The 22031-nt window shown below is 30.7% G+C and carries 17 protein-coding genes; 10 read left to right on the forward strand and 7 right to left on the reverse strand.

The genetic code is table 11. The features are described from left to right. Positions 1 to 126 precede the first annotated feature (126 nt). Positions 127 to 1410: a metal-dependent hydrolase family protein gene (locus tag I0K12_RS17815; protein WP_196889497.1), complete on the reverse strand. Its 1284-nt coding sequence runs from the start codon at positions 1408 to 1410 to the stop codon at positions 127 to 129. A 143-nt stretch (positions 1411 to 1553) separates the two neighbouring features. After that, a complete protein-coding gene (locus tag I0K12_RS17820) occupies positions 1554 to 5021 on the reverse strand; it encodes a fibronectin type III domain-containing protein (protein WP_196889498.1) in 3468 nt (1155 codons plus the stop codon). A gap of 265 nt (positions 5022 to 5286) precedes the next feature. On the opposite strand from I0K12_RS17820, the gene I0K12_RS17825 reads away from it, so the two are divergent. The 10 genes from I0K12_RS17825 to I0K12_RS17870 all read left to right on the forward strand — a co-directional run bounded on the left by I0K12_RS17825 (position 5287) and on the right by I0K12_RS17870 (position 15611). Continuing rightward, positions 5287 to 5967: a cell division ATP-binding protein FtsE gene (locus I0K12_RS17825; RefSeq protein ID WP_196889499.1), complete on the forward strand. Its 681-nt coding sequence runs from the start codon at positions 5287 to 5289 to the stop codon at positions 5965 to 5967. Between the two features lie 366 nt (positions 5968 to 6333). After that, a complete protein-coding gene (locus I0K12_RS17830; RefSeq protein WP_196889500.1) occupies positions 6334 to 7725 on the forward strand; it encodes an anthranilate synthase component I family protein in 1392 nt (463 codons plus the stop codon). 179 nt (positions 7726 to 7904) lie between these two features. Beyond that, the gene (locus I0K12_RS17835; RefSeq protein ID WP_196889501.1) at positions 7905 to 8486 is read left to right on the forward strand and encodes an anthranilate synthase component II; all 582 of its coding nucleotides are present in this window, start codon (positions 7905 to 7907) and stop codon (positions 8484 to 8486) included. 1 nt (position 8487) lies between these two features. Further along, positions 8488 to 9474 (forward strand): anthranilate phosphoribosyltransferase, encoded by a 987-nt coding sequence (trpD, locus tag I0K12_RS17840; RefSeq protein WP_196889502.1) that lies wholly within the window; start codon positions 8488 to 8490, stop codon positions 9472 to 9474. Between the two features lie 6 nt (positions 9475 to 9480). Further along, positions 9481 to 10281 (forward strand): indole-3-glycerol phosphate synthase TrpC, encoded by an 801-nt coding sequence (gene trpC / locus I0K12_RS17845; RefSeq protein ID WP_196889503.1) that lies wholly within the window; start codon positions 9481 to 9483, stop codon positions 10279 to 10281. A gap of 567 nt (positions 10282 to 10848) precedes the next feature. Then, the gene (locus I0K12_RS17850) at positions 10849 to 11466 is read left to right on the forward strand and encodes a phosphoribosylanthranilate isomerase (RefSeq protein WP_196889504.1); all 618 of its coding nucleotides are present in this window, start codon (positions 10849 to 10851) and stop codon (positions 11464 to 11466) included. Further along, on the forward strand, positions 11456 to 12640 hold the full coding sequence (gene trpB, locus I0K12_RS17855; protein WP_196889505.1) for a tryptophan synthase subunit beta: 1185 nt from the start codon (positions 11456 to 11458) through the stop codon (positions 12638 to 12640). Before I0K12_RS17850 ends, trpB begins: the two co-directional genes overlap by 11 nt. Beyond that, a complete protein-coding gene (gene trpA / locus I0K12_RS17860) occupies positions 12633 to 13400 on the forward strand; it encodes a tryptophan synthase subunit alpha (RefSeq protein WP_196889506.1) in 768 nt (255 codons plus the stop codon). Before trpB ends, trpA begins: the two co-directional genes overlap by 8 nt. A gap of 286 nt (positions 13401 to 13686) precedes the next feature. Continuing rightward, positions 13687 to 14178, forward strand: coding sequence for a DUF2165 family protein (locus I0K12_RS17865; RefSeq protein ID WP_196889507.1), 492 nt, complete (start codon positions 13687 to 13689; stop codon positions 14176 to 14178). A 284-nt stretch (positions 14179 to 14462) separates the two neighbouring features. Next, entirely contained in the window at positions 14463 to 15611 is a 1149-nt protein-coding gene (locus tag I0K12_RS17870; protein ID WP_196889508.1) for a DUF3103 family protein, read from the forward strand. A 327-nt stretch (positions 15612 to 15938) separates the two neighbouring features. Here I0K12_RS17870 and gldN read toward each other — a convergent pair whose 3' ends face one another. The 5 genes from gldN to I0K12_RS17895 form a co-directional block, all read right to left on the reverse strand. Continuing rightward, entirely contained in the window at positions 15939 to 16847 is a 909-nt protein-coding gene (gldN, locus tag I0K12_RS17875; RefSeq protein WP_196889509.1) for a gliding motility protein GldN, read from the reverse strand. Between the two features lie 21 nt (positions 16848 to 16868). After that, a complete protein-coding gene (gene gldM / locus I0K12_RS17880; protein ID WP_196889510.1) occupies positions 16869 to 18410 on the reverse strand; it encodes a gliding motility protein GldM in 1542 nt (513 codons plus the stop codon). A 70-nt stretch (positions 18411 to 18480) separates the two neighbouring features. After that, on the reverse strand, positions 18481 to 19131 hold the full coding sequence (gldL, locus tag I0K12_RS17885) for a gliding motility protein GldL (protein WP_196889511.1): 651 nt from the start codon (positions 19129 to 19131) through the stop codon (positions 18481 to 18483). Between the two features lie 59 nt (positions 19132 to 19190). Then, positions 19191 to 20558 carry a gliding motility lipoprotein GldK gene (gldK, locus tag I0K12_RS17890; protein WP_196889512.1) on the reverse strand — a complete coding sequence of 456 codons (1368 nt, stop codon included), beginning with the start codon at positions 20556 to 20558 and terminating at the stop codon, positions 19191 to 19193. A gap of 151 nt (positions 20559 to 20709) precedes the next feature. Beyond that, complete coding sequence (locus I0K12_RS17895; RefSeq protein WP_196889513.1) at positions 20710 to 21870, reverse strand: formimidoylglutamase; 1161 nt, start codon at positions 21868 to 21870, stop codon at positions 20710 to 20712. Between the last annotated feature and the right edge of the window lie 161 nt (positions 21871 to 22031).

Genomic DNA, 22031 nt, shown 5'->3' on the forward strand with positions numbered 1-22031 from the left:
AGAATCTAATAAAACAAAGGTTTTTTATTCAAAAAATTATTTTACCTCTTTCTATTTCAATTTTATTTTAAACAAAAAATGAGATCAAAAAGATCTCATTTTACATATTTAAATTAAGTTATATTTTTATAATTCAGACTTATAGACTTTTCCATTTTTCATTACAAAGATGATATTTTCCAAAGTTTTATTATTCAACATCGGATTTTCATCTACTGCAATAATATCTGCATAAGCTCCTTTTTCAATTCGTCCTATTCTTTTCTCCCCTAAAAGATTTGCATTAATAATCGTTGCACATTTTATCGCTTCCATAATTGTCATTCCTCCTTCGACCATTAAAGCAAATTCCTTTGCATTTTCACCGTGAGGGAAAACTCCTGCATCTGTTCCGAAAGCAATATTTAAATTTCTTCTATGCGCAAGTTCAAAAGTTCTTTGAATCTGAGGTCCAACTTTTAAAGCTTTAGGAACAACTACTTCTGGATAAAATCCATCTTGCTTTCCATACTCCGTAACTGCTACTGCTGCTGTAAGCGTTGGAACTAAATAAGTACCTTTAGCTTTCATTAAAATCATTGTAGTATCACTCATAAAAGTAGCATGTTCGATTGTAGTAACTCCAGCCAAAATAGCTCTTTGCATTCCTTCATCTCCATGTGCATGTGCAGCAACCATCATTTTATAATCTTTGGCTGTTTTCACAATTGTTTTTAATTCTTCTAAAGTAAACTGAGGATTTGTTCCACTTTTTGCCAAACTTAATACACCTCCTGTTGCAGTAACTTTAATCAAATCTGCTCCTTCTTTATACCTTTGCCTAACTGCTTTTCTTGCATCAGTTGGTCCGTTAACCACTCCTTCTTTTGGTCCTGGATCTCCTTGTAAAGATTTTTTAAAACCATTTGTAGGATCTGCATGTCCTCCTGTAGAACCAATTGCTTTTCCAGCAGAGAAAATTCTTGGACCTTCAACAGTTCCATTATAAATAGCATTTCTTAAAGAAGTATTTACACCTGTTCCTCCTAAATCTCTAACAGTAGTAAAACCTGCCATCAACGTTTTTTTTCCATTTTGATAAGCTCTAAAAGCGATATCGGCATCGTTCCAAGTAAACCTCTCCAAATAACTATTTTTTGAAGGAGAATTTTCTAAATGAACATGCATATCAATAAACCCAGGAAGAATTGTTTTAGTTCTTAAATCAATAACAAAATCTTTTTCATCCACAGGATCAATAAATCCATCTAAAATATCTACAATACTATCATTTGCAACTACAATTGTTTTTTCTAATAAATATTGCTCATTTTCTATATCTAATACCTGACCACACTGTAAATATTTTTTCTGTGAAAATCCAATAAATGAAATACTTAAAAAAATAAGTAATAGTAACTGTTTTCTCATGATTATGTTTTTAATTATTATTCTACAAAATTATTACTTCTATACTAAAGTTAATAATTTATTCTAAGTGTTCTTCAAAATAGCTTAAAAACAAAAAAGGCTATCATTTCTGATAGCCTTTCTAAGTATAAAATTAAATTTTATTAGTTTTTGATAATCTTGTAAGTTCCAACTTGGTCTTTAACTTGAACTTTTACAAAGTAGCTTCCAGTTGGTAAATTAGAAATATCTAAAGTATTCATTGTATTGTTTACTTCTTTCTCAACAACTGTTTGTCCTAATAAATTAGTAATAGTTACTGAAGAAATTACATTTTGAGAACTAATATTAATCACACCTTTTGTTGGGTTTGGATATAATTTAATCCCTTCTAATAAGCTTTGTTCCTCAGAAACATTAAGAGGGTTAGTAACCTCTTCCTCTGTTTCCTCAATTTTGATATCATCAATTGTCATATAATAAGGATCAAATGCTGCAGAAATGTGAATACCTACAGATTTATTTCCTGAAAGAACAGGAGAGAAAACAGCCTCATATGTTTGATATACATTTTGTGGTTCATCATTTTCTAAAGGTAATTGAATATTAAATTGCTTGTATCCTATTCTGTATCCAATAACTATTTCTTCTTCTTGTCCTTGTTCGTTTATTTGTGTAATTAACATTGAATTAGAATTTTGCTCATCACCAAATAGTAATTCAAAATCAAATCCTTTACTTCCTTCATCATAATTTCCATCTACAATATAAGAAAAAGATACTTTATAGTTTTTATCTTGATCTAAATTAAATAATGGTGTTAATAACCAAGCATCTGAATCATACTCTACCGAAATAAAGTTATTACCAGAGTTAGGTGTTTGATTATAGAATGGCTGTACTTCATTGTAAGAATAAACAGATTCACCTTCTAAAATCATACAATCAGGAATAATATTATGACCAAATTCAATCATATCTTCGAAATCTTCTTCCCAAGGAATTGTTGCAACTCCACAAAGGGTTTTGAAAGTTATAGGTCCATACCACTCACTATTTCCATCTACATCACCACAAGCATTTCTTACCCATGCTTCATATAATGTATCACTATTAAGAGGTGTTACTAATACATCTTCATAAGTTGTTGTTTCAATAATTGTACTGGTATCCGTTGGCTCACCTGTTCCTTCTGTTTGAACAACTAAATGGTAATTAGTATTATCATTATAAGGATTCCATGTAAATTCAGCTGAATCCAAAGTAATATTATCTACTGTAAGTTCTCCTGGTGTTGGACATGGAGGTCTTGGTTCCCATCTAGCATTATCAATAATAAAAGTATTATTATTTGGACCTGAACCAGTAATTCTCCAAGCAAAATATTTTGAAGTATTATAAGTTGATAAATCGATTTCAATTTCTTGATATTCTCCAGAAACTAAATCTTCATACCCAATCACCTTTATAGACTCAAAATCAACTACTTCTTTTGTGTCAGAAACAAAAACTTCAAGTTGCATTGTCTCTTGCCATTCATCTTTATTTTGAGTAATTTTATAATTAAACTTTAAAAGATCATCTCCTGTTAGATTAATTAGTGGTGATATTATTACATCATCGAAATTATATATATATTCTGGCCATGCACCCCATTCAGTAACACTATAAGATTGGTTTCCTTCAAAGAAATCTCCTGTATTTCCTCCAAAGTTTCCATTTGATCTATCCCAACAAAAAGTAGTATTAGAATCTGTATCGAAATTTTCTGTAAAAGGAATATCATAATCTGCACATAAAGTTCTAATATTTACAGGACCTCTCCACTCACTTTTATCATCATCAGCACAATCATCTCTTACAAAGATATTATATATTGTATTTGGAGATAAAACATCTAAAACATATGGATCATTCTCAGTTACATCCTCAATTATAGTTCCATTAACTTCATCTGGTGTATTTCCAAAATCTGCCTCTTGATAAAGAATATCCCAAGAAGAAGCTCCTCCAGTAGTCCATGTTAAATCAACACTTGTTGTTGTAACATTTGATGCACTAAGGTCTTTAGGTTTAGGACATGAAGGTGGTACGACAGCTTTAATATTGTCTACATATAAGTAATAAGTCCATGGACCAGAATAACAATTAAATCCAATATAATAAACACCTGACTCTGTTGCCGTAAAAATCATCTCAGCTTCTTCATAAGTTGTATTTTGAATACTTAAATCATCTAAAACTGTATTTTGTGCATCTTTAGATGGTGCATTTCCAACTGTTACTTTTAACTTTTCAGTATACCAAGAGCTATAACTTTTATAATCAAAAGTTAGTAAAAAACCTTCACCTGCTTCTAAATATATCCCTTTACTATAAGCCCATGAATCAGATGTTGTATTTGCATAATTAAATTGTAAATGACCTCCATCTCCATCTGAAGCATTTCCTGTATTTACATTCCATGGATTTCCTGCAAAAGATTCAAATGTCCAACAATCAGCTTCTTGATTAGGGAAGCTATATTCATAAGGTAAAGTTGTTGATGAACATGGTGTAGTAAAGTTAGTCACATCTGACCAAGCTCCTATATCATCATCAGCACAAATTGGTCTGATATAATATTCGTAATCTGTTTCTGGATCTAATCCTGTATGTATATATGGATTATCATTTGTAACTGTTCCTGTAGAACTTCCATTTAACCCTGTTCCAGCTGGTTGAACAATAACTTCCCATTGTGTTTCTGTTCCACCTGCAGTCCAAGTAATTGTAACACTTTCTCCTGCAACACCATCAGTCGTAATCCCTGAAGGATCTGGACAAGAAATTCCAGTTGTGAAAGTAAAGTTACTTGTCCAATAACTGTAATCATCATCAGCACATTTAGCTCTTACCCAAACAACATATTCTGTTCCTTGGTCTAAACCAGATTGCATATAGTTTGTGTTATCATCCACTAATGTACCTGAAGTACTTTCTGTTGGAGCAGGATCTGCAGCGTTTTGGATGATTACTTCCCATTCCGCTTCAGTACCTCCAGCAGACCATTCTACAGTAACATCTGTTGGATTAGTTTCAGTTGCATTAATTCCTGATGGTGAAGGACATGTTGGAGGTGTATAACTAAACATTTCTGAAACTTCTAAATCATCATCTTCATTCCATTGAGCTGAGCTACCATCCGTATTCCCATCACTAGGAGTAACTGCTTGAATTGGTGCAGGACCAGGTGTTAATCCACTATTATTAGCAATGATAATTGTACCAGAAGGATCTGTAATTTCATAAAAAAATTCATTTTCCAAACTGAAATCTGTCCAACCATCATCAAATTTATCATAAGCATTGATGTAAACGTCTTCTCCAATTGGAATACAAATTTCAACTGGTAAGTCAATGTTATCTAATCCATTGTTATCACCTAATTCGTCACCTTGTGACCAATAGATAGATCCTTGTCCGTCTTCTTCTGAAGTAACACTAATCCATAATTCTCCTCCTTCTATAGCATCTGGATTATCGCTATATACATTTAGAAGAACTTTTGTATACCCGTCCGGACACTGTGCTGACGCCTGCCAGCCCATTGTCATTACAAGTAGTGTAAGTAATAGAGTAATTTTTCTCATAGATGTAAATATTTGTTTTTAATATTATGTTTATAAGTTGTTAAATTTACTATAAAAATACAATATTGCAAGTGTTAATATGAAATAAATGTTAATATTTTGAATTATGTATTAAAATACACTGTTTTTAAAATAAAGATATTGAAACAAAAGTTAGAGTTTTAAAGAGAAAATTAAAGTATATTAGCATCATATTTAAACTAAAAAACACAATTCATTCAACATTTATAATATTGTTAAGTGTAATTGAAATATCCATATCCTAATGAAAAATTATATCTTATCTCTAACAGATGCTTTCATATATCAAAATGATAATTTAGTATTATCAAACGTGAATTTGAATCTTGAAAAAAAAGAATTCGTTTATTTAATAGGTAAAACTGGTAGTGGAAAAAGTAGTTTAATGAAATTACTTTATGGTGATTTAGAATTGTTAGAAGGAAAAGGTGAAATCGTAGGTTTTAATTTAAATCAGTTAAAAGAGAAAGATATTCCTAATTTAAGAAGAAGAATTGGAATCGTTTTTCAAGATTTTAAATTGTTAAATGATCGTTCTGTAATGAAAAATTTACTTTTTGTTTTAAAAGCCACTGGTTGGAAAAAGAAAAGTGAGATGAAAGCAAAAGCAGAACAAGTTTTGGAAAAAGTTGGAATGAAAAATAAGTCTCACAAAATGCCATATGAGCTTTCTGGTGGAGAACAACAAAGAGTTGCAATTGCACGTGCTTTGTTAAACGATCCTGAAATTATTCTTGCAGATGAACCTACAGGAAATTTAGATCCGATTACTTCTGCGGAAGTCATTGAACTTTTACAACAGATATATTTGAGTGGAAAAACTGTAGTGATGGCAACACATGATTTTGGTCTAATCGTGAAATATCCACACAAAACATATAAGGTAGAAGCAGGAAAAATGTTTGAAATTAACCCTGAATCCTAAAAATATCTCTTAAAATTTAATTTTAACACTTAATATTTTAGAAGTAATATTTTTTCACAAAACCTCCTATTAAACAAAGGCTTACAGAAGATTTCAAACAAGAAAAAATTCATCTTTCAAATGTTAAAAAAAGGTTTTCTTTCTATTTTACGTTTTGATATTTAAAAATCTATCATACATTTGTAACCATATTTCGAAATATAATTTTTACAAAAGAAAAAACAATCAAATGTTGAATTTACAAAATAATATCTGGTGGCACAGCTCTCTTATCAAAATAAGTGAGGAGTAACGCTATATACTATTTTTAAAAATATATACAAGGGGCTTATCTTCACGATAAGCCCTTTTTTTGTGCAATAAATCATGAGAAAATTTAAATTTGAAACCATTTCGGAAAAATATCTTTCAGACACAATCACACCAGTGAGTTTGTATTTGAAGATTCGCGACAAATTTGCAAATAGCCTTTTGTTGGAAAGTTCGGATTATCATACGAAAGAAAACAGCTTTTCTTTTTTATGTGTAGAACCAATGTTGACAATCAAAGCTGAAGAGGAAAATGTGAGTTTTTCTTATTACAATGAAATTTTAGAAGAGAAAATAATTGAAAATAATTTTTCAGAAGTTTTTGAGGTTTTTAAAAGAAATATTGAAATTGAGCAAACAAAAAAAACAGAAAATTTCAATGGATTCTATGGTTATATGACTTTCGAATCTGTACAATATTTTGAGAAATTAAAATTCACAAATCCAAAACCAAGCTCTGAAATTCCAACGCTTCAATTCAGCTTTTTTAGATTTATCATTGCTATAAATCATTTCAAAAATGAATTATACATTCTTGAAAATAAACCTAAAAATGAAAATTCTAGAATTGAAGAAATTAAAAAATATCTGGTTTCTTCTTCTTTGACAAATTATAGTTTTCAAACTGTCGGTGAAGAATCTTCTAATTGCACAAACGAAGAATTTAAAAATTATGTGACTAACGCTAAAGCACATTGTCAACGTGGAGATGTGTTTCAAATGGTAGTTTCTCGTCAATTTAAACAAGATTTTTCTGGTGATGATTTCAATGTTTATCGTGCTCTTCGTTCGATAAATCCTTCTCCATATCTTTTTTATTTTGATTATGGAAGTTTTAAATTAATGGGTTCTTCTCCGGAAGCGCAGTTGAAAATTAAAGATAAAAAAGCAATCATGCACCCTATTGCTGGGACTTTCAAGAGAACAGGAAATGATGAAGAAGACAGAAAATTAGCCGTACAACTTTCAGAAGATGAAAAGGAAAATGCAGAACATGTGATGTTAGTAGATTTGGCTAGAAATGATTTAAGTCGTCATGCGTCCAATGTGAATGTGGAAGTTTTCAAAGAAATTCAGTTTTTTAGTCATGTGATTCATTTAGTTTCATCTGTGGAAGGGAAATTAAAAGACGATTCGATTCAGATGATTGGTGGAACTTTTCCTGCTGGAACTCTAAGTGGAGCTCCAAAATATAAAGCCATGGAGTTAATCAATAAATATGAAAATCAGCAACGTGGTTTTTATGGTGGAGGAATTGGTTTTATAGGTTTAAATGATGATGTAAATTTGGCTATTGCAATTCGCTCATTTGTAAGCAAAAATAATTCACTTTATTACCAAGCTGGAGCTGGAGTTGTGATTCATTCGGAAGAAGAAAAAGAATTACAAGAAGTAAATCATAAGCTTGCTGCTTTGAAAAAAGCATTGCATTTGGCAGAAACAATTTGAGTTAGTTTTAATTTGTAACAAAATATTATTATTGTTTAGTATGATGATATTTTGAAGTATTTTTTGGAATGCATAGCAGAGCTACGTATGATAAAAAAGACAATAAAAGATTATCGTAATAAACAACAAGAACTTTTGAGGTAAATTGAAATTAGCTCACCAATTAAAAGAAGAGAAAAATGAAAATTATAATTATAGATAACTACGATTCATTCACTTATAACTTGGTTCACATGGTGGAAAAAATCACAGGAGAATTGCCAAGTGTTTTTAGAAATGATGAAATTTCTGTAGCAGAAGTTGCTGCTTATGATATGATTATTCTTTCGCCAGGCCCTGGAATTCCTGAAGAAGCTGGGATTTTGAAAGATGTGATTAGAGAATACACTGGAAAGAAACCAATTTTTGGAGTTTGTTTAGGATTGCAAGCTATTACAGAAGTTTTTGGTGGAAAAATTATCAATATGAATGAAGTATTTCATGGAGTTTCTACACCTATGAAAGTTGTGAAAAATGATTCTATTGTTTTTCAAAATATTCCACAAACTTTTGAAGCTGCTCGATACCATTCTTGGATTGCAAGTAGAGAAAATTTCCCAGAAGAATTGGAAATTACTGCAACGGATGAAACGGATGGAATTATGGCAATTCGACACAAAGAATTTAATATAAGTGCTGTACAATTTCATCCAGAATCTGTGTTAACTCCTGAAGGAACGCAGATGGTGAAAAATTTTATCGAACATGCTAAATTGAATTAAAATGAAAGCGATTTTAAATGCACTTTTTGAACATAAAACTTTAAACAAAAAAGAAGCAAAAGAAGTTCTGATTGCTATTGCAAATAATCAATACAATCCTTCGCAAATTGCTGCTTTTATGACAGTTTTCTTGATGCGTCCAATTTCTGTTGATGAATTGATTGGTTTTCAAGAAGCTTTGCTAGAATTGGCTATTAAAGTTGATTTATCAGATTATGAAACGATTGATTTATGTGGAACTGGAGGAGATGGAAAAAATACGTTTAATATTTCGACTTTAACTTCTTTCATCGTTGCTGGAGCAGGATATAAGGTTGCAAAACACGGAAATTATGGTGTTTCTTCTTTTTGTGGATCATCGAATTTGTTAGCACATCTTGGTTATGAATTTACAACAGATTCTTCTATCTTAAAGAAACAGTTGGAGGAAGCAAATATTTGCTTTTTACACGCACCTCTTTTTCATCCTGCGATGAAAGCTGTTGCGCCAATTCGTAAAGAATTAGGATTGAAAACATTTTTTAATATTCTAGGTCCATTAGTAAATCCGAGTCAACCAACACATCAAATGGTTGGAGTTTTTAATTTGGAAGTTGCGAGAGCTTATAATTATGTTTTTCAGCAAAAGGAAAATAAAAAATATACAATTGTTCACAGTTTAGATGGTTATGACGAAATTTCTTTGACAGGAGATTTTAAAATTATTTCTAAAGAAAAAGAACAATTATTAAAACCAGAATTTTTCGAGAAAAAAACAATTGAACCAGAAGCAATTTTTGGAGGAAATTCTGTTGAAAGTTCTGCGAAAATTTTCACTACTATTTTAAATGGAAATGGAACAAAAGAACAAAATGATGTTGTTTTAACAAATGCTGCTTTTGCAATTCAAACAATGAATGAAAAGCTTAATTTTGAACAAGCGTACGAACAAGCCGAATCTTCGTTATTTGGTTTAAAAGCAAAACATACTTTAGACAAAATTATATAAGACAAAATGGAAAATATTTTAGATAAAATTGTAGCATATAAAAAGCAAGAAGTTGAGAAATTCAAAGCAGAAGTTCCTTTGAAAAAACTGATTGAAAGTCCGAATTTTAAAAGAAAAACGATTTCTCTAAAAGATGCTTTAACTCGTGTTGGAGGAACAGGAATTATTGCTGAATATAAAAGAAAATCGCCTTCAAAAGGAGTAATTAATTCGGAATCTACTATTGCAGATGTAACAAAAGGTTATTTAAAAGCTGGAGTTGCTGCACAATCTATCTTGACGGATACTGCTTTTTTTGGAGGAAATATGATGGATCTTATGCTTGCAAGAGTGGAAAATAATATCATTCCAATTTTGAGAAAAGATTTTATCGTAGATGCTTTTCAGATTGTAGAAGCGAAAGCAATTGGTGCGGATGCAATTTTATTGATCGCTTCAATTTTGAATAAAGAAGAATTAAAACATTATGGAAAACTTGCAGAAGATCTTGGTTTGGAAGTTCTGTATGAAGTTCATGATGAAAGAGATTTAGATAAACTAGAATTGTCAAATAAAATTATCGGTGTGAATAATCGTGATTTAAAATCTTTTGCAGTTTCTGTTGACAATTCACTTCGTTTGTCTGAAATGATTCCTGCTTCTTGTGTAAAAGTTTCTGAAAGTGGAATTAGCGATATTCACACAATTAGAAATTTACAACAAGTTGGATTTAGAGGGTTTTTAATGGGAGAACATTTTATGAGCACAGATAATCCAGGATTGTCTTGTCAGAATTTCATTAAAGAATTGTATCCTACGAAACCATAAATATAAATCTCTATCTCTCCTTTTTTAGGAGGGATAGAGATAATAAACTAGCAAAAAACTTATTGAAAAACTAAAATAAAACTTTACTAAAATAGTAAGGCTAGGGATTTTACGTCTTTATTTTTAAGGTTTAAAATATTTTAAAAAACTGTTTTTGAATAGGTTAAATGTTTTTTGAAGTTATGATGTTTGTTTTGCGAAAGGGATTGTAGTGGAAAGCTTTTTCTTTTTCAAAATTAGAGTTTCTTAGCAAACGGAGGCGACCAACGGAAGCCCACGGATTGCTTAGAAAATCTTTTTTTGAAATGAAAAACTTGAAACGGAAAGCCCGACCCGTTTTCAACGTTTTTAGAAACGTTGAAAAAAGGGTTTCGCCCTGAATATTTGAACATAAAATCATAATAAATATTATCACGAATTATTATAAGGAAATTTTGTTTTATTTAAAACACACCCCTAGCCCCTCTCAAGAGGGGAAATTGGAAATCTGAAAATATTTGTACAAAAAGTATCGTGACAGTAATTAACAATTGAATTTAAATTAAGAATTAAGCAAATCGTAATAAAATGAAAATTAAAGTGTGTGGAATGAGAGAAGCGATGAATATTAATGCGTTGCTGGATGAAGAACCAAATTTTGTTGGTTATATTTTTTATGAAAAATCGAAAAGGTTTGTAGCGGATAATCCGAATATTACTTTTCCTGAAAATGTGAAAAAAGTTGGGGTTTTTGTCAATGCTACAGAAATGGAAATTGAGCAAAAAGTGAATGAATATCATTTGGATTATGTGCAATTACACGGAAATGAAACGACGGAATTATGTTTTAATTTGATGAAGAAAAATATTTCGATCATTAAGGCATTTTCTGTGGATTCGACTTTCGATTTTCAGACTACAATACCTTATACACCTTATTGTTCTTTCTTCATTTTTGATACAAAAGGTCAGGAATATGGTGGAAATGGAACGAAATTTAATTGGGATTTGCTTCAAAATTATACAGGAATTCGTCCTTTTCTTTTAAGTGGCGGAATTGCGCCAAATGATGTTTCGAGTTTGAAAGATTTTCAGCATGAGAAATTTATGGGAATCGACATCAATAGCGGATTTGAAACTTCGGCAGCATACAAGAATATTACGAAAATCAGACAATTTAAGACACAACTAAGAAATGAAATATAAAGTAGATAAAAATGGATATTACGGAGAGTTTGGAGGAGCTTTTATTCCTGAACTTTTATATCCGAATGTGGAAGAATTAGCTTTGAATTATGAACGAATTATCAGTTCAGAAGCTTTTCAGAAAGAATATATTCAACTTTTGAAAGATTATGTTGGAAGACCAACGCCATTGTATTTTGCAAAGCGATTGTCGGAAAAATATCATGTGCCGATTTATCTGAAAAGAGAAGATTTAAATCATACAGGGGCGCATAAAATTAATAATACTATTGGGCAGATTTTGATTGCAAAACATTTGGGTAAAAAACGAATTATTGCAGAAACTGGAGCTGGGCAACATGGAGTAGCAACTGCAACGGTTTGTGCTTTGATGAATTTGGAATGTGTGGTTTATATGGGAGCTGTGGATATTGAAAGGCAAGCGCCAAATGTTGCACGAATGAAAATGTTGGGTGCTACTGTGATTCCTGCGAAAAGTGGAAGTCAAACCTTGAAAGATGCTACAAACGAAGCAATTCGTGATTGGATTGGAAATCCAGAAGATACTTATTATTTAATCGGTTCTGTGGTTGGGCCGCATCCGTACCCAGATATGGTAGCGAAATTGCAATCGGTGATTAGTGAGGAAATCAAAGCGCAATTATTGGAAAAAACTGGAACGGAATTTCCAACGAAAATTATTGCTTGTGTTGGTGGAGGAAGTAATGCTGCTGGAGCTTTTTATCATTTTTTAGAGAATGAAAACGTTGAATTAATCGCTGTAGAAGCTGCTGGAAAAGGTGTGGAAACTGAAGAAACTGCTGCAACTTCTCAGGTTGGAGATATGGGAATTTTGCATGGAAGTAAAACTTTGTTAATGCAAGATGAATTTGGGCAAGTAATCGAGCCTTATTCTATTTCAGCAGGTTTGGATTATCCAGGAGTTGGACCATTACATGCGCATTTATTTCAATCTAAAAGAGCTACTTTTTTAAATGCAACAGATATGGAAGCTTTGGAGGCTGCTTTAGAATTGACAAGATTGGAAGGAATCATTCCTGCTTTGGAATCGGCGCATGCTTTGGCAGTTTTATCAAAAATTAATTTCAAAAAAGACGATGTTGTGGTTTTAAATTTATCAGGAAGAGGAGATAAAGATTTGGCTACTTATCAAAAATACTTAGATCATGAATAAACTAAATAAAATATTCAAAGAGAAGAAAAATAGAATTTCTTCACTATTTTTTACTGCTGGATTTCCAACACTGGATAGTACAATTCCAATTTTAAAAACTTTAGAAAAAAATAAAATTGATTTTGTAGAAGTTGGAATGCCTTATTCAGATCCGATGGCAGATGGAGAAACAATTCAAAATAGCAGTAAAATAGCTCTGGAAAATGGAATGAATCTAGATATTTTGTTTTCACAACTAGAAAAAGCGAAAAATGAAGTTTCTATTCCAATGGTTTTGATGGGATATTTGAATCAAGTTTTAAAATATGGAGTTGATAAATTTTGTGAAAGATGTAAAACTTGTGGGATTGAAACGGTGATTTTACCAGATTTACCAATTTTTGAATATGAAAAGTTTTATAAAGAGAAATTTGAAAAATATGGAATTCAAAATGTTTTTCTGATTACTCCACAAACTTCAGAAGAGCGAATTAGAAAAATTGATGCTTTGTCAGAAACTTTTATTTATGTAGTTGCTTCTGCTTCAATTACAGGAGCAAAAAGCTCTATTTCCGAAAAACAGATTTCTTATTTTGAAAGAATTCAGAAAATGAATTTAAAAAACCCAACAATGATTGGTTTTGGAATTTCAAATAAAGAAACTTTTGATGTGGCTTGTGAATATGCGAATGGAGCAATTATCGGAAGTGCATTTATCAAAATGATTTCTAATTCAGAAAATTATATGGAGGAATTTCAAGATTGGAATTTTACAAAATAGTTTAAAATAAAAACCCCGCTCTAATGAACGGGGAAAAATTGCTATGAAAAAGAGGGTAGGAGGGCTCCTACCACGTAGCAAATATATGTATATTTTTTTTAATAGAACAAATAAATTTCTTAAAAAAATAAATATTTTATAATCCAATTCATTTAATCGTTGAGTTTTATGAGAATAACACAAAAATATTAGCATCAAAAGTTATAAAATTCAAAATTTAGCTTTAAAAAATTATCATGTTTGTAAAAATGTTAAATTTATTAAAGTTAATTTTAATTTGAATCTCATGAATTTAATCCGATTTATCAAAGCATTTTTTGTTTTATTAATTTCATTGTATTTCTTTTTTGTCCTTTTTAATAATATTTTCTTTTGGGAAGCTAACTTCACTTATATTTTGAATATAATAGGTATGGATTCTATTTCTAGCTTTGCTTCTTCTCAAAGTTGGCGTTCTATAAAATCTGAATTAGTAGTTAAGATTTTTTTCTCAATTATAATATTTTTTGAGACGATAATCTTTTTATTTACTCTTTATGGCGGAATCCAAATGCTGAAACATTTAAGTAAATCCTCTGCTATATATAATCGTAAAAAAAAGTTTGCTATTCTAGGATTAACTTTATCTATTTTTCAATGGTTTTTTATTTTTATTACTATTGGTGGTGAATGGTTTTTATCTTATTTATCAACAAATTTCAATTCCAAAAGTGCATCTGAGAGTTTGTTAATTTATATGTTCTTAATTTTAATTTTTATAACTCAAAAAGATGAATAGTTTAATTATTATTTATTTTCAACTTAAAATATCATCTATTTTAAAAATAATCTATTAGAAAAAACATCTAAAATATAATTATCAATATCATATTTTTAGAATTTATTTTTAATAGTATTGACAATTAACGTTTTACAATTTTACATTATTAAATAGTTAAATGTTAAAAATAACAAATATGTTAAAGTTGTAATTTTGAAGTGTTAAAAAAGTATTAAAGAAAGGTAATATAGTATTATTTCGATAAGTTTGTTTCGAATTATGAAAACTAAAAAATGTTTAACATGAAAAACTTATTACCGATCGTTACAGGAGTATCATTGGCATTAGCTTCTGTATCATGTGAAAAGCAAGAAGACTTTTCACCAGAACAAAACCTTCAAGTTGTAGAAGTTTCTTCTGCAGAAGATCAATTTATCCAAAACTTTATCAAAGTCTTTAAACAAGATCAAAATAGTGCTAGAATTGTAAATAGCATCAAAGAAAGTATAACACCTATCTTGTTTGAAACTCTATTTACGGATATTAATCAATCTGGTGAAGAAACTGATTTTATGAGAAGTTATTTGGATAAAATCTCAGCTACACAACGTACAAACCGTATCAAAGCTACAGAAGTTTGGATGCTAAATCCTGACAAATTCACAGAAGATTCATCATTATTATTTGCTTTTGCACCAGAAAATTTAGACGAAAAAAACATGTCTGAAGTAAAAGTGTATGATATTAATGGAAGAGCCGTGTATTTAGATGGGGTACAAAAACCAAATACTCCAATTATTGTTTTTGAAAATAATGGTTTTGAAGCACTTAAATTAAAAACTGTACAGATGAATTCACTTTTACAACAAAGAGGATTACAATCATCTGGAATGCAGTTGAGACATCAGCAAATGCGTAATTCAGAAACTCCACAAAGTCTTGAAGTTACAAAAATGACTAAAATCACACTTCAGGATGATAAGGAACCATGGATTTTAGGAGCAGCAGAAATGTATGCGATTACTTCAGGTATTAAAGATGAAGACAATTCCCCTGAATTAAATATTATCCCGATGATCTATTTAGATTATGCTGGAGTTGCTTACCAACCACATCAAATTATGCTTTATTGGGAAGATTATCAGTTTGAAGCAGCAAATATTCAAATTTTCGAACAAGATGATCGTAGAAATTATAAAGATGTAGTAACGGATGTAGCTTCTGGAGTAACGGAAATTGCAGATTCTTTATCAGATCAACCTTGGGTTGGAGCATTAGGTTCTCTTGGAAGTGCTATTTTACAGGCCTTACCTGACAGCTGGTATACAAATGATGATGATTATGTAGATTCTTTTTTAACTCTTGAAAAAGGAGTTTCTTATACAGAACATCCTGGAGCTGCAGTAAATGCAGTTGCAGATTTTGAACCATTAACAATTAATCAGAATTAATTTCATTGGGTTTTCTATTTTAAAGTTAACAACAATTGATGTTTAACCAGAGGATTTTATTCTCTGGTTTTTTTTGTTTTAGACTTATCCTTTTTATTTATATTCAGGCAAGAGTAATTCTTAATTAAGAATTTATTCATGACATGTTATTACCAAAAATTTAATCATATACCCTACCTCTCTTTTCTTCATTCTCTTATTTTAATTAAAAACATCAATAATATAAAAAAGGATTCTATTTAAAATGTTGATAAAAGCTAAATATTAGAAACAAAAAAAGCTCTTGATTTTCATCAAGAGCTTTTTTTGAATTGGAAAAGTTTTATATTAATAACTCCACATATCGTGTTCTTTACTACGAATCTCATCTTTAATACGATCAGACTCTAAAACTTGGAATAATGAATTTCCTCTTACATAATCACGAACATCTCTGTTTCCATAAACATTCTCTGATCTGTAAATGATTCCATTAAATCTACGAGCATTTAATAAATGATCATAAGAAATTGGATATGCTGAATTCTTTTCATTGAAAGCTTTAGCATTGTGTAAAACATATCTTGCATCTGGATAATATACCCAGAATAAAGGTAATTTTTCACTTTCACCTAACTCATCCTCTTTCCCAAGAGTCTGAACATCAGGTGTTACAGGAGCTAATCCAATTAAACGATACTTTAACTCACCTTGTCTTTTGTCAAAGTACCAAACTCCTCTAATTTGGAATCCTACAACGTGTCTTGATTCTAAGTTATATGTATCAACATAATCTCTAATATCAGCATTTGGATCTTCGTTTAATAAGTCAATTGCATAATCAGATGTATCAATACGAACTAATTTCTCATCAATTTCTTTGATAGTCATTGAAGTTGTAAAATAAGAATCATCATAGATTTTAGTAACCTTTCCTTGACGGATTCCTTTTAATAAAGTATCATATAATGATCTTCTGTCTGAAGAAATATTATTAGTATCTACTGGGTAGTACAATGGTAAATTGATTCTTTCATTTAAATCAATATATTCCCATGTTACTTTAGACCATAATAAATCTCTATCATCTACGAAACCATATTCTAATGGGTTATCGTTATTATCAGCATCTTTTTGCTGTTGTGTTTTCTTTCCGATTTCTTCTGGAGACGTAGCATTCAATAAATTTGATTGTGCACTAGCAATACCTGTTGTAAATAATGCTACTGCTGCTACTGTAAAACTCTTCCAATTCATGATATACTATATTTTTAATTATTATTGTAAAGTTACAACTAAAGGAGTTGCTTCCTTAACCTTAATCGCTCCTCCTGCCATTTTAGATTTAACTCCAAAAATCATTACTGTACTTCCAGGTTTAGCTCTCTTTAAAGCTTTCTTAGCTTTTGCATTTAATTTATTTCCATTTACTAAGATTGTATTTTGACCTTCAATCTTAATTTTGAAACTATTTGTTGTCAATTTAACATCAAAATCAAAGTCAGGAATCATTGCTTCAACTGTAGCTTTTTCTAAACTAGACTTTGGTAATTTAATTGCATCAAATTGCCCTCTAATTGTAGCACCTGGTTTTGGAACATTTTTAATTCTAAATACAGAAGTTGAAGAAACTTTCTTTCCACTTGGCAGAGTACCTGAAGCAACAATTTTCACTTCTTTTCCTTGTCCTGGATTTAAAATATATTTTCCGTTTCCAGATCCTTTCTTTAATCCTGGAGCAGAAACATTTACTTTGTTATCTGGTAATCCTGGAATTGAAATAGACATTGGGTTGTTTAATCCACGGTATACAACATTCATTTTATCAGCTGAAATTACAGCACTTCCTGGCTCAGGAATTACAGAATATTTTCCTCCTGTGATTGGAATCTTAATTTCTTTTCCATCTTCCATGAAGAAAAACTCTCCTTTTAATTCTTTTTCACCAACTCCACCAGCAGATCCACTTAACATAACCTGACCAGCTTTGATATTTTTCTTATCAACAGTTGCACCGTTAATAACAACTTTAGAAGCTGTTAAGTTAGGATCGTTTTTACCAAGAACGATTTTTCCTGATAATTGCTCTCCTGGGTAATATGCAGACTTGTCAAAAACAACCATTGCATCAAACTTAGTTAAAGATGCAGAACTAGCTAAACTTGTTCCTAATAAAGTTGATAAAATTTCAGACTCTGTATTCTTAATATCAGATTGCATTTGCTCGATATTAGCTAAAGTAGTAATTAAAGGAAACCCTTCATATCTACTCTTAATCCAATCGATTTTTAATCCTTCTTTTTCTGTTGGAGAAGTATCAAAACGTTTTTCAACATTCTTTACAATTGGAGCATACTTAGGTGCTGTCAATAAAGCCGAAACGTTTGTTCTATAATCATTAATTTGCTTTAAAAACTCTTCACCGTTTTTATTAGGTTTATCAGCTGTAAAGAAATAAGCATCCACTTTGTCCGTTCCGTCCATAGCTTCATAATTCTTCTTATCTTCTAAATCTGCTGTTAATTTATCCTCTAATCCTTCTAAATATGCATAAAATTCTTTTGAATAATTAGCTACTTTCTCAGCAGTCTTATAAGAATCTCCATATTCTCCTGGTTGCTCTTCAGCTTTCTGCTTTAAATGCGCTAAAGCATCTTGATTTTTCGTAATTGCATCATTGTTAAGGTCTACTAATTTTTCTTTCATAAACCCGAATGCCGAAAGTACTTCTTTTGACATATTCATCGCTAACATCGAGATGAATACTAAGTACATAAGGTTCACCATTTTCTGCCTTGGTGATAATTTACCTCCTGCCATAATTTAATTAGTTAGTTTTAAAATTTTTAATTTGTTTATAAAATCGTTGTTTTGTTTTAAAAAAAACTAATTAACGAGAAGTCATTGCTGATAACATTCCTCCGTAAACTCCGTTTAATGAAGAAAGGTTAGTAGCTAATGATTCCATTTGCTCTTTTAATTTTCCAGCGTTATCTGCAACTGAAGCATTGATCTCAGCTTGTCTTGAAGCGCTTTCTAATTGTACTTTATATAAGTTATTTAAAGATTCCATTTGGTTAGCAGCTAAAGATAATTGCTCGCTATATTTAGATGTAGCAGCGATTGAATCTACAGCTGGTTGGATGTTTTCAGCAGCACCTTTGAAGTTACGGATTGAATCTCCTAAACTCTTCATTAAGTTAGCATCTAATTGAGCGTCTTTTAACATATCATCTAATTTTTGAGATAACATTGATTGCTCGTTAGATTGTGCAGCTTGTTGAGCTTCTCTTTCTTTTGCAGCTCCTCCAGCTAATTCTGGGTATACTAAAGTCCAGTCTAATTCTTCTTCAACAGGTTCAAATGCAGAAATTGCGAAAATTAATGCCTCTGTTACTAGTCCGATTGTTAACATCACCCCTCCTGTGATAGGTCCGAATTTTAAGTGTAAGATTTTGAATAAAGCTCCGATAATTACAATTGAGGCTCCTAATCCGTATGCCATATTCATTAATTTCTTACCTGCTTTTGACTTTGCCATAATTTTTAAAATTTAAGTTAGTTAATTATTTGGGTTTAATTTAAAGTATTATTTTTCTATTATTTATCTCCTTTTAAGCTTGTTCCTAAGTAATCTTGAACAGTTCTGAATCCGATATAACTACGAGCTGAATCAGCGTATTCGAAATCACGAGTTGAAACCTCTAAGAAGTAAGCAACATCTTTCCAAGATCCTCCTCTAATAGCTTTTCTCTTATTGTGTCTATCTTCAACGTTTGGATTCATTGTAGACTCTAAGTAATAAGCTTGATCAACATAAGCTGAATTTGTCCACTCAGAAACATTTCCTGCCATGTTATATAATCCATAGTGATTTGGGTGGTATGCTTTAGCTTCCATAGTATATAAAGCATTATCTACTGCATAATCTCCACGACTTGGTTTAAAGTTTGCTAAGAAACATCCTTGATCACTTGTAGTGTAAGATGTACCCCATGGGAATGTAGCATAGTCAATTCCTCCACGAGCAGCATACTCCCACTCAGCCTCAGTTGGTAATCTGAAGAAAGGAACTTTACTTGCTTTTTTCTTACCTTTTAAATAGTCATTTTTCTTTTTAGTTCTCCAGCTACAAAATGCTTTTGCTTGCCCCCAGTTAACTCCTACTACTGGATAATCAGCGTAAGCTTGGTGGAAGAAATAATCTTGGTGCATTGGATCATTGTAAGAATATTTGAAATCTTTAATCCATACTGTAGTATCTGGATAAACTTGTACAGTTTCATGAATAATGTGCTCTGATCTTTTTCCCTTAGATCTTGCAGCTGATTCTACATCTAAATAAGAATATTTAAATTTTAACATGTTAGCATCTAACATTCTTCTACCATCAAAACTCTCTTCGATTGGTAAATACATAGAATCCATTACTTCTGTATAATATTGATCTGGGAATTCTGTAGTATTCCAAATTAAATCTTCATCCCAGTTTAAGAATCTACCTTGAGTTGGTGAATTGATATCTCCTAAACTTCCGTAGTTCTCTAACATATATTTTTCATATGGAGTAGCATCTGCTGTATCAGCTGCTAAGAATTGATAATCTTCTAAGATTGTCCCTTCTCCTTCTCCTCCGTTCATTTCATCAGCTAAGATCGCTAATTTAGTTCTGATGATAGAATCACGAACCCAAAAAACGAATTCTTTATACTCACTGTTAGTAATTTCTGTTTCATCCATATAGAATGGTCTAACAGTTACTGTTCTTGCTGGTGTATTAAGCGCTCCAGCAATATCCTCATCTTGTTTACCCATTGTAAATGCTCCTCCTGGAATAAAAGTCATTCCATATGGTTTTTCCCCAATCCATTTAGTTTTGGTTTGAGCTCCTACAAGCTCACCTTTGTCGCTTGAACCACAACTAAAAGCTACTACAACGAGTAACATGTAAAACGCTATTTTCTTCATAATTATAATTTATCTTTTCTAAAAGTGCGTAAACCTATAAATTTTTTTAATAAAAAGCAATTCTTTTTATATACTTCTTTTAAAACATTATTCTTATTTTTTATGTTATATCTTTAACAAACTATAAATTAAAACGTTAAAATTATCCTATTTATTTTAATCTTTTGTAAGATTTATACAATCTTTCAGGTATTTCATTTTTGTTTGCCAATAAATAATCCTGATAGGTACAAGGTATTAACGTATTTTTTCGCTCATTAGTATTTTTTGTCAAAGATATTTCCATCCACCAACGTCCACTTTTTTGACTTTTATAAAAATTAAACTCCTCATTATCAACAAGTACAATGAATTTTTGATAATTCTCCAATGAGGTGTAAGGGAAGTCTTGAGCCCTTAAATTTACCCCTTCAATAAAGTACCAAATAATCTGAGAAATTAGTTCTGCCGTGAACAATCGTGTGTCAAAAATACTATTATATTCGAAAATTCCAAAAGAACTTACACGATCACTTATTCCCGCATATCTTGAAACTTTACAAATCTCATCTCCATAAAATCCGTTAATCCCAGCATTTGCGTTACCTGGTGCATCAGAAGCCCTAACACTTGATATATCAATGCTTACAATATCCGAATCTCTAAAAACTAGCTCTGCAACTTGAAAATCTGAAATAATTTCACCAATTCTATACGTTTCAAAATTCATCGATTCAAATAATTCTATCTCATCTTGCGAATTATAATAGGTTTGATATCCAAGATTAGCAAAATTGTAAAGATTATTCGGTTTTTCTGTGATTATCTTTTTTAAATATGATTTAGAATTTATCTCAGAATTCACCAATCCAAAGTCAAATCTTGAATCTACTACCGCCAAATTCACACCTTTTGTTATACCTTTATATATATTATACATAGAATAAGTCAAATCATGCCCTCCTCCTATTACAATTGGTATAATTTCATCTGAAATTAAAGTAGATAGAATAATCTCTAAAGCAAAACAAGTATCCTCATAAGTTTCTCCTTGTTTTAAAGTTCCTAAATCTACTATTTTTGCATTCCAGTTTCCATAATGTAGTTGATATAATTTTTGACGAATTTTATCTACTTCCTCTCCATTCCCTTCATTCCCTATAGATTTTCTCTGCTCATTAACACCAATAATCGCAATCTTCACTCCTTCTAAACTCGGAATTCCATTAGCTTTTGTGTGAACTTCAATGCTATTGAAAAATGAATTTAAAGTTGCATTTGATTGAATGTCAAACAATCGTTCATCTACAGGTGTTAAATATTCAAAATTCATAATTATTATATTAACTATTCATCTATCTTCAAAAAATAAAAGCCCTAATATACAAACTAAACATTATTAATGTTTAATTTTTGTTAATTTATTTTAACACACTAATAATCATAACATTTAAGCATATAGTTTTGATAATCAAAATTTGTTTTCATTAAGGT

This window comes from Aureivirga sp. CE67 (genome assembly GCF_015767245.1).
Taxonomy (GTDB): domain Bacteria; phylum Bacteroidota; class Bacteroidia; order Flavobacteriales; family Flavobacteriaceae; genus Aureivirga.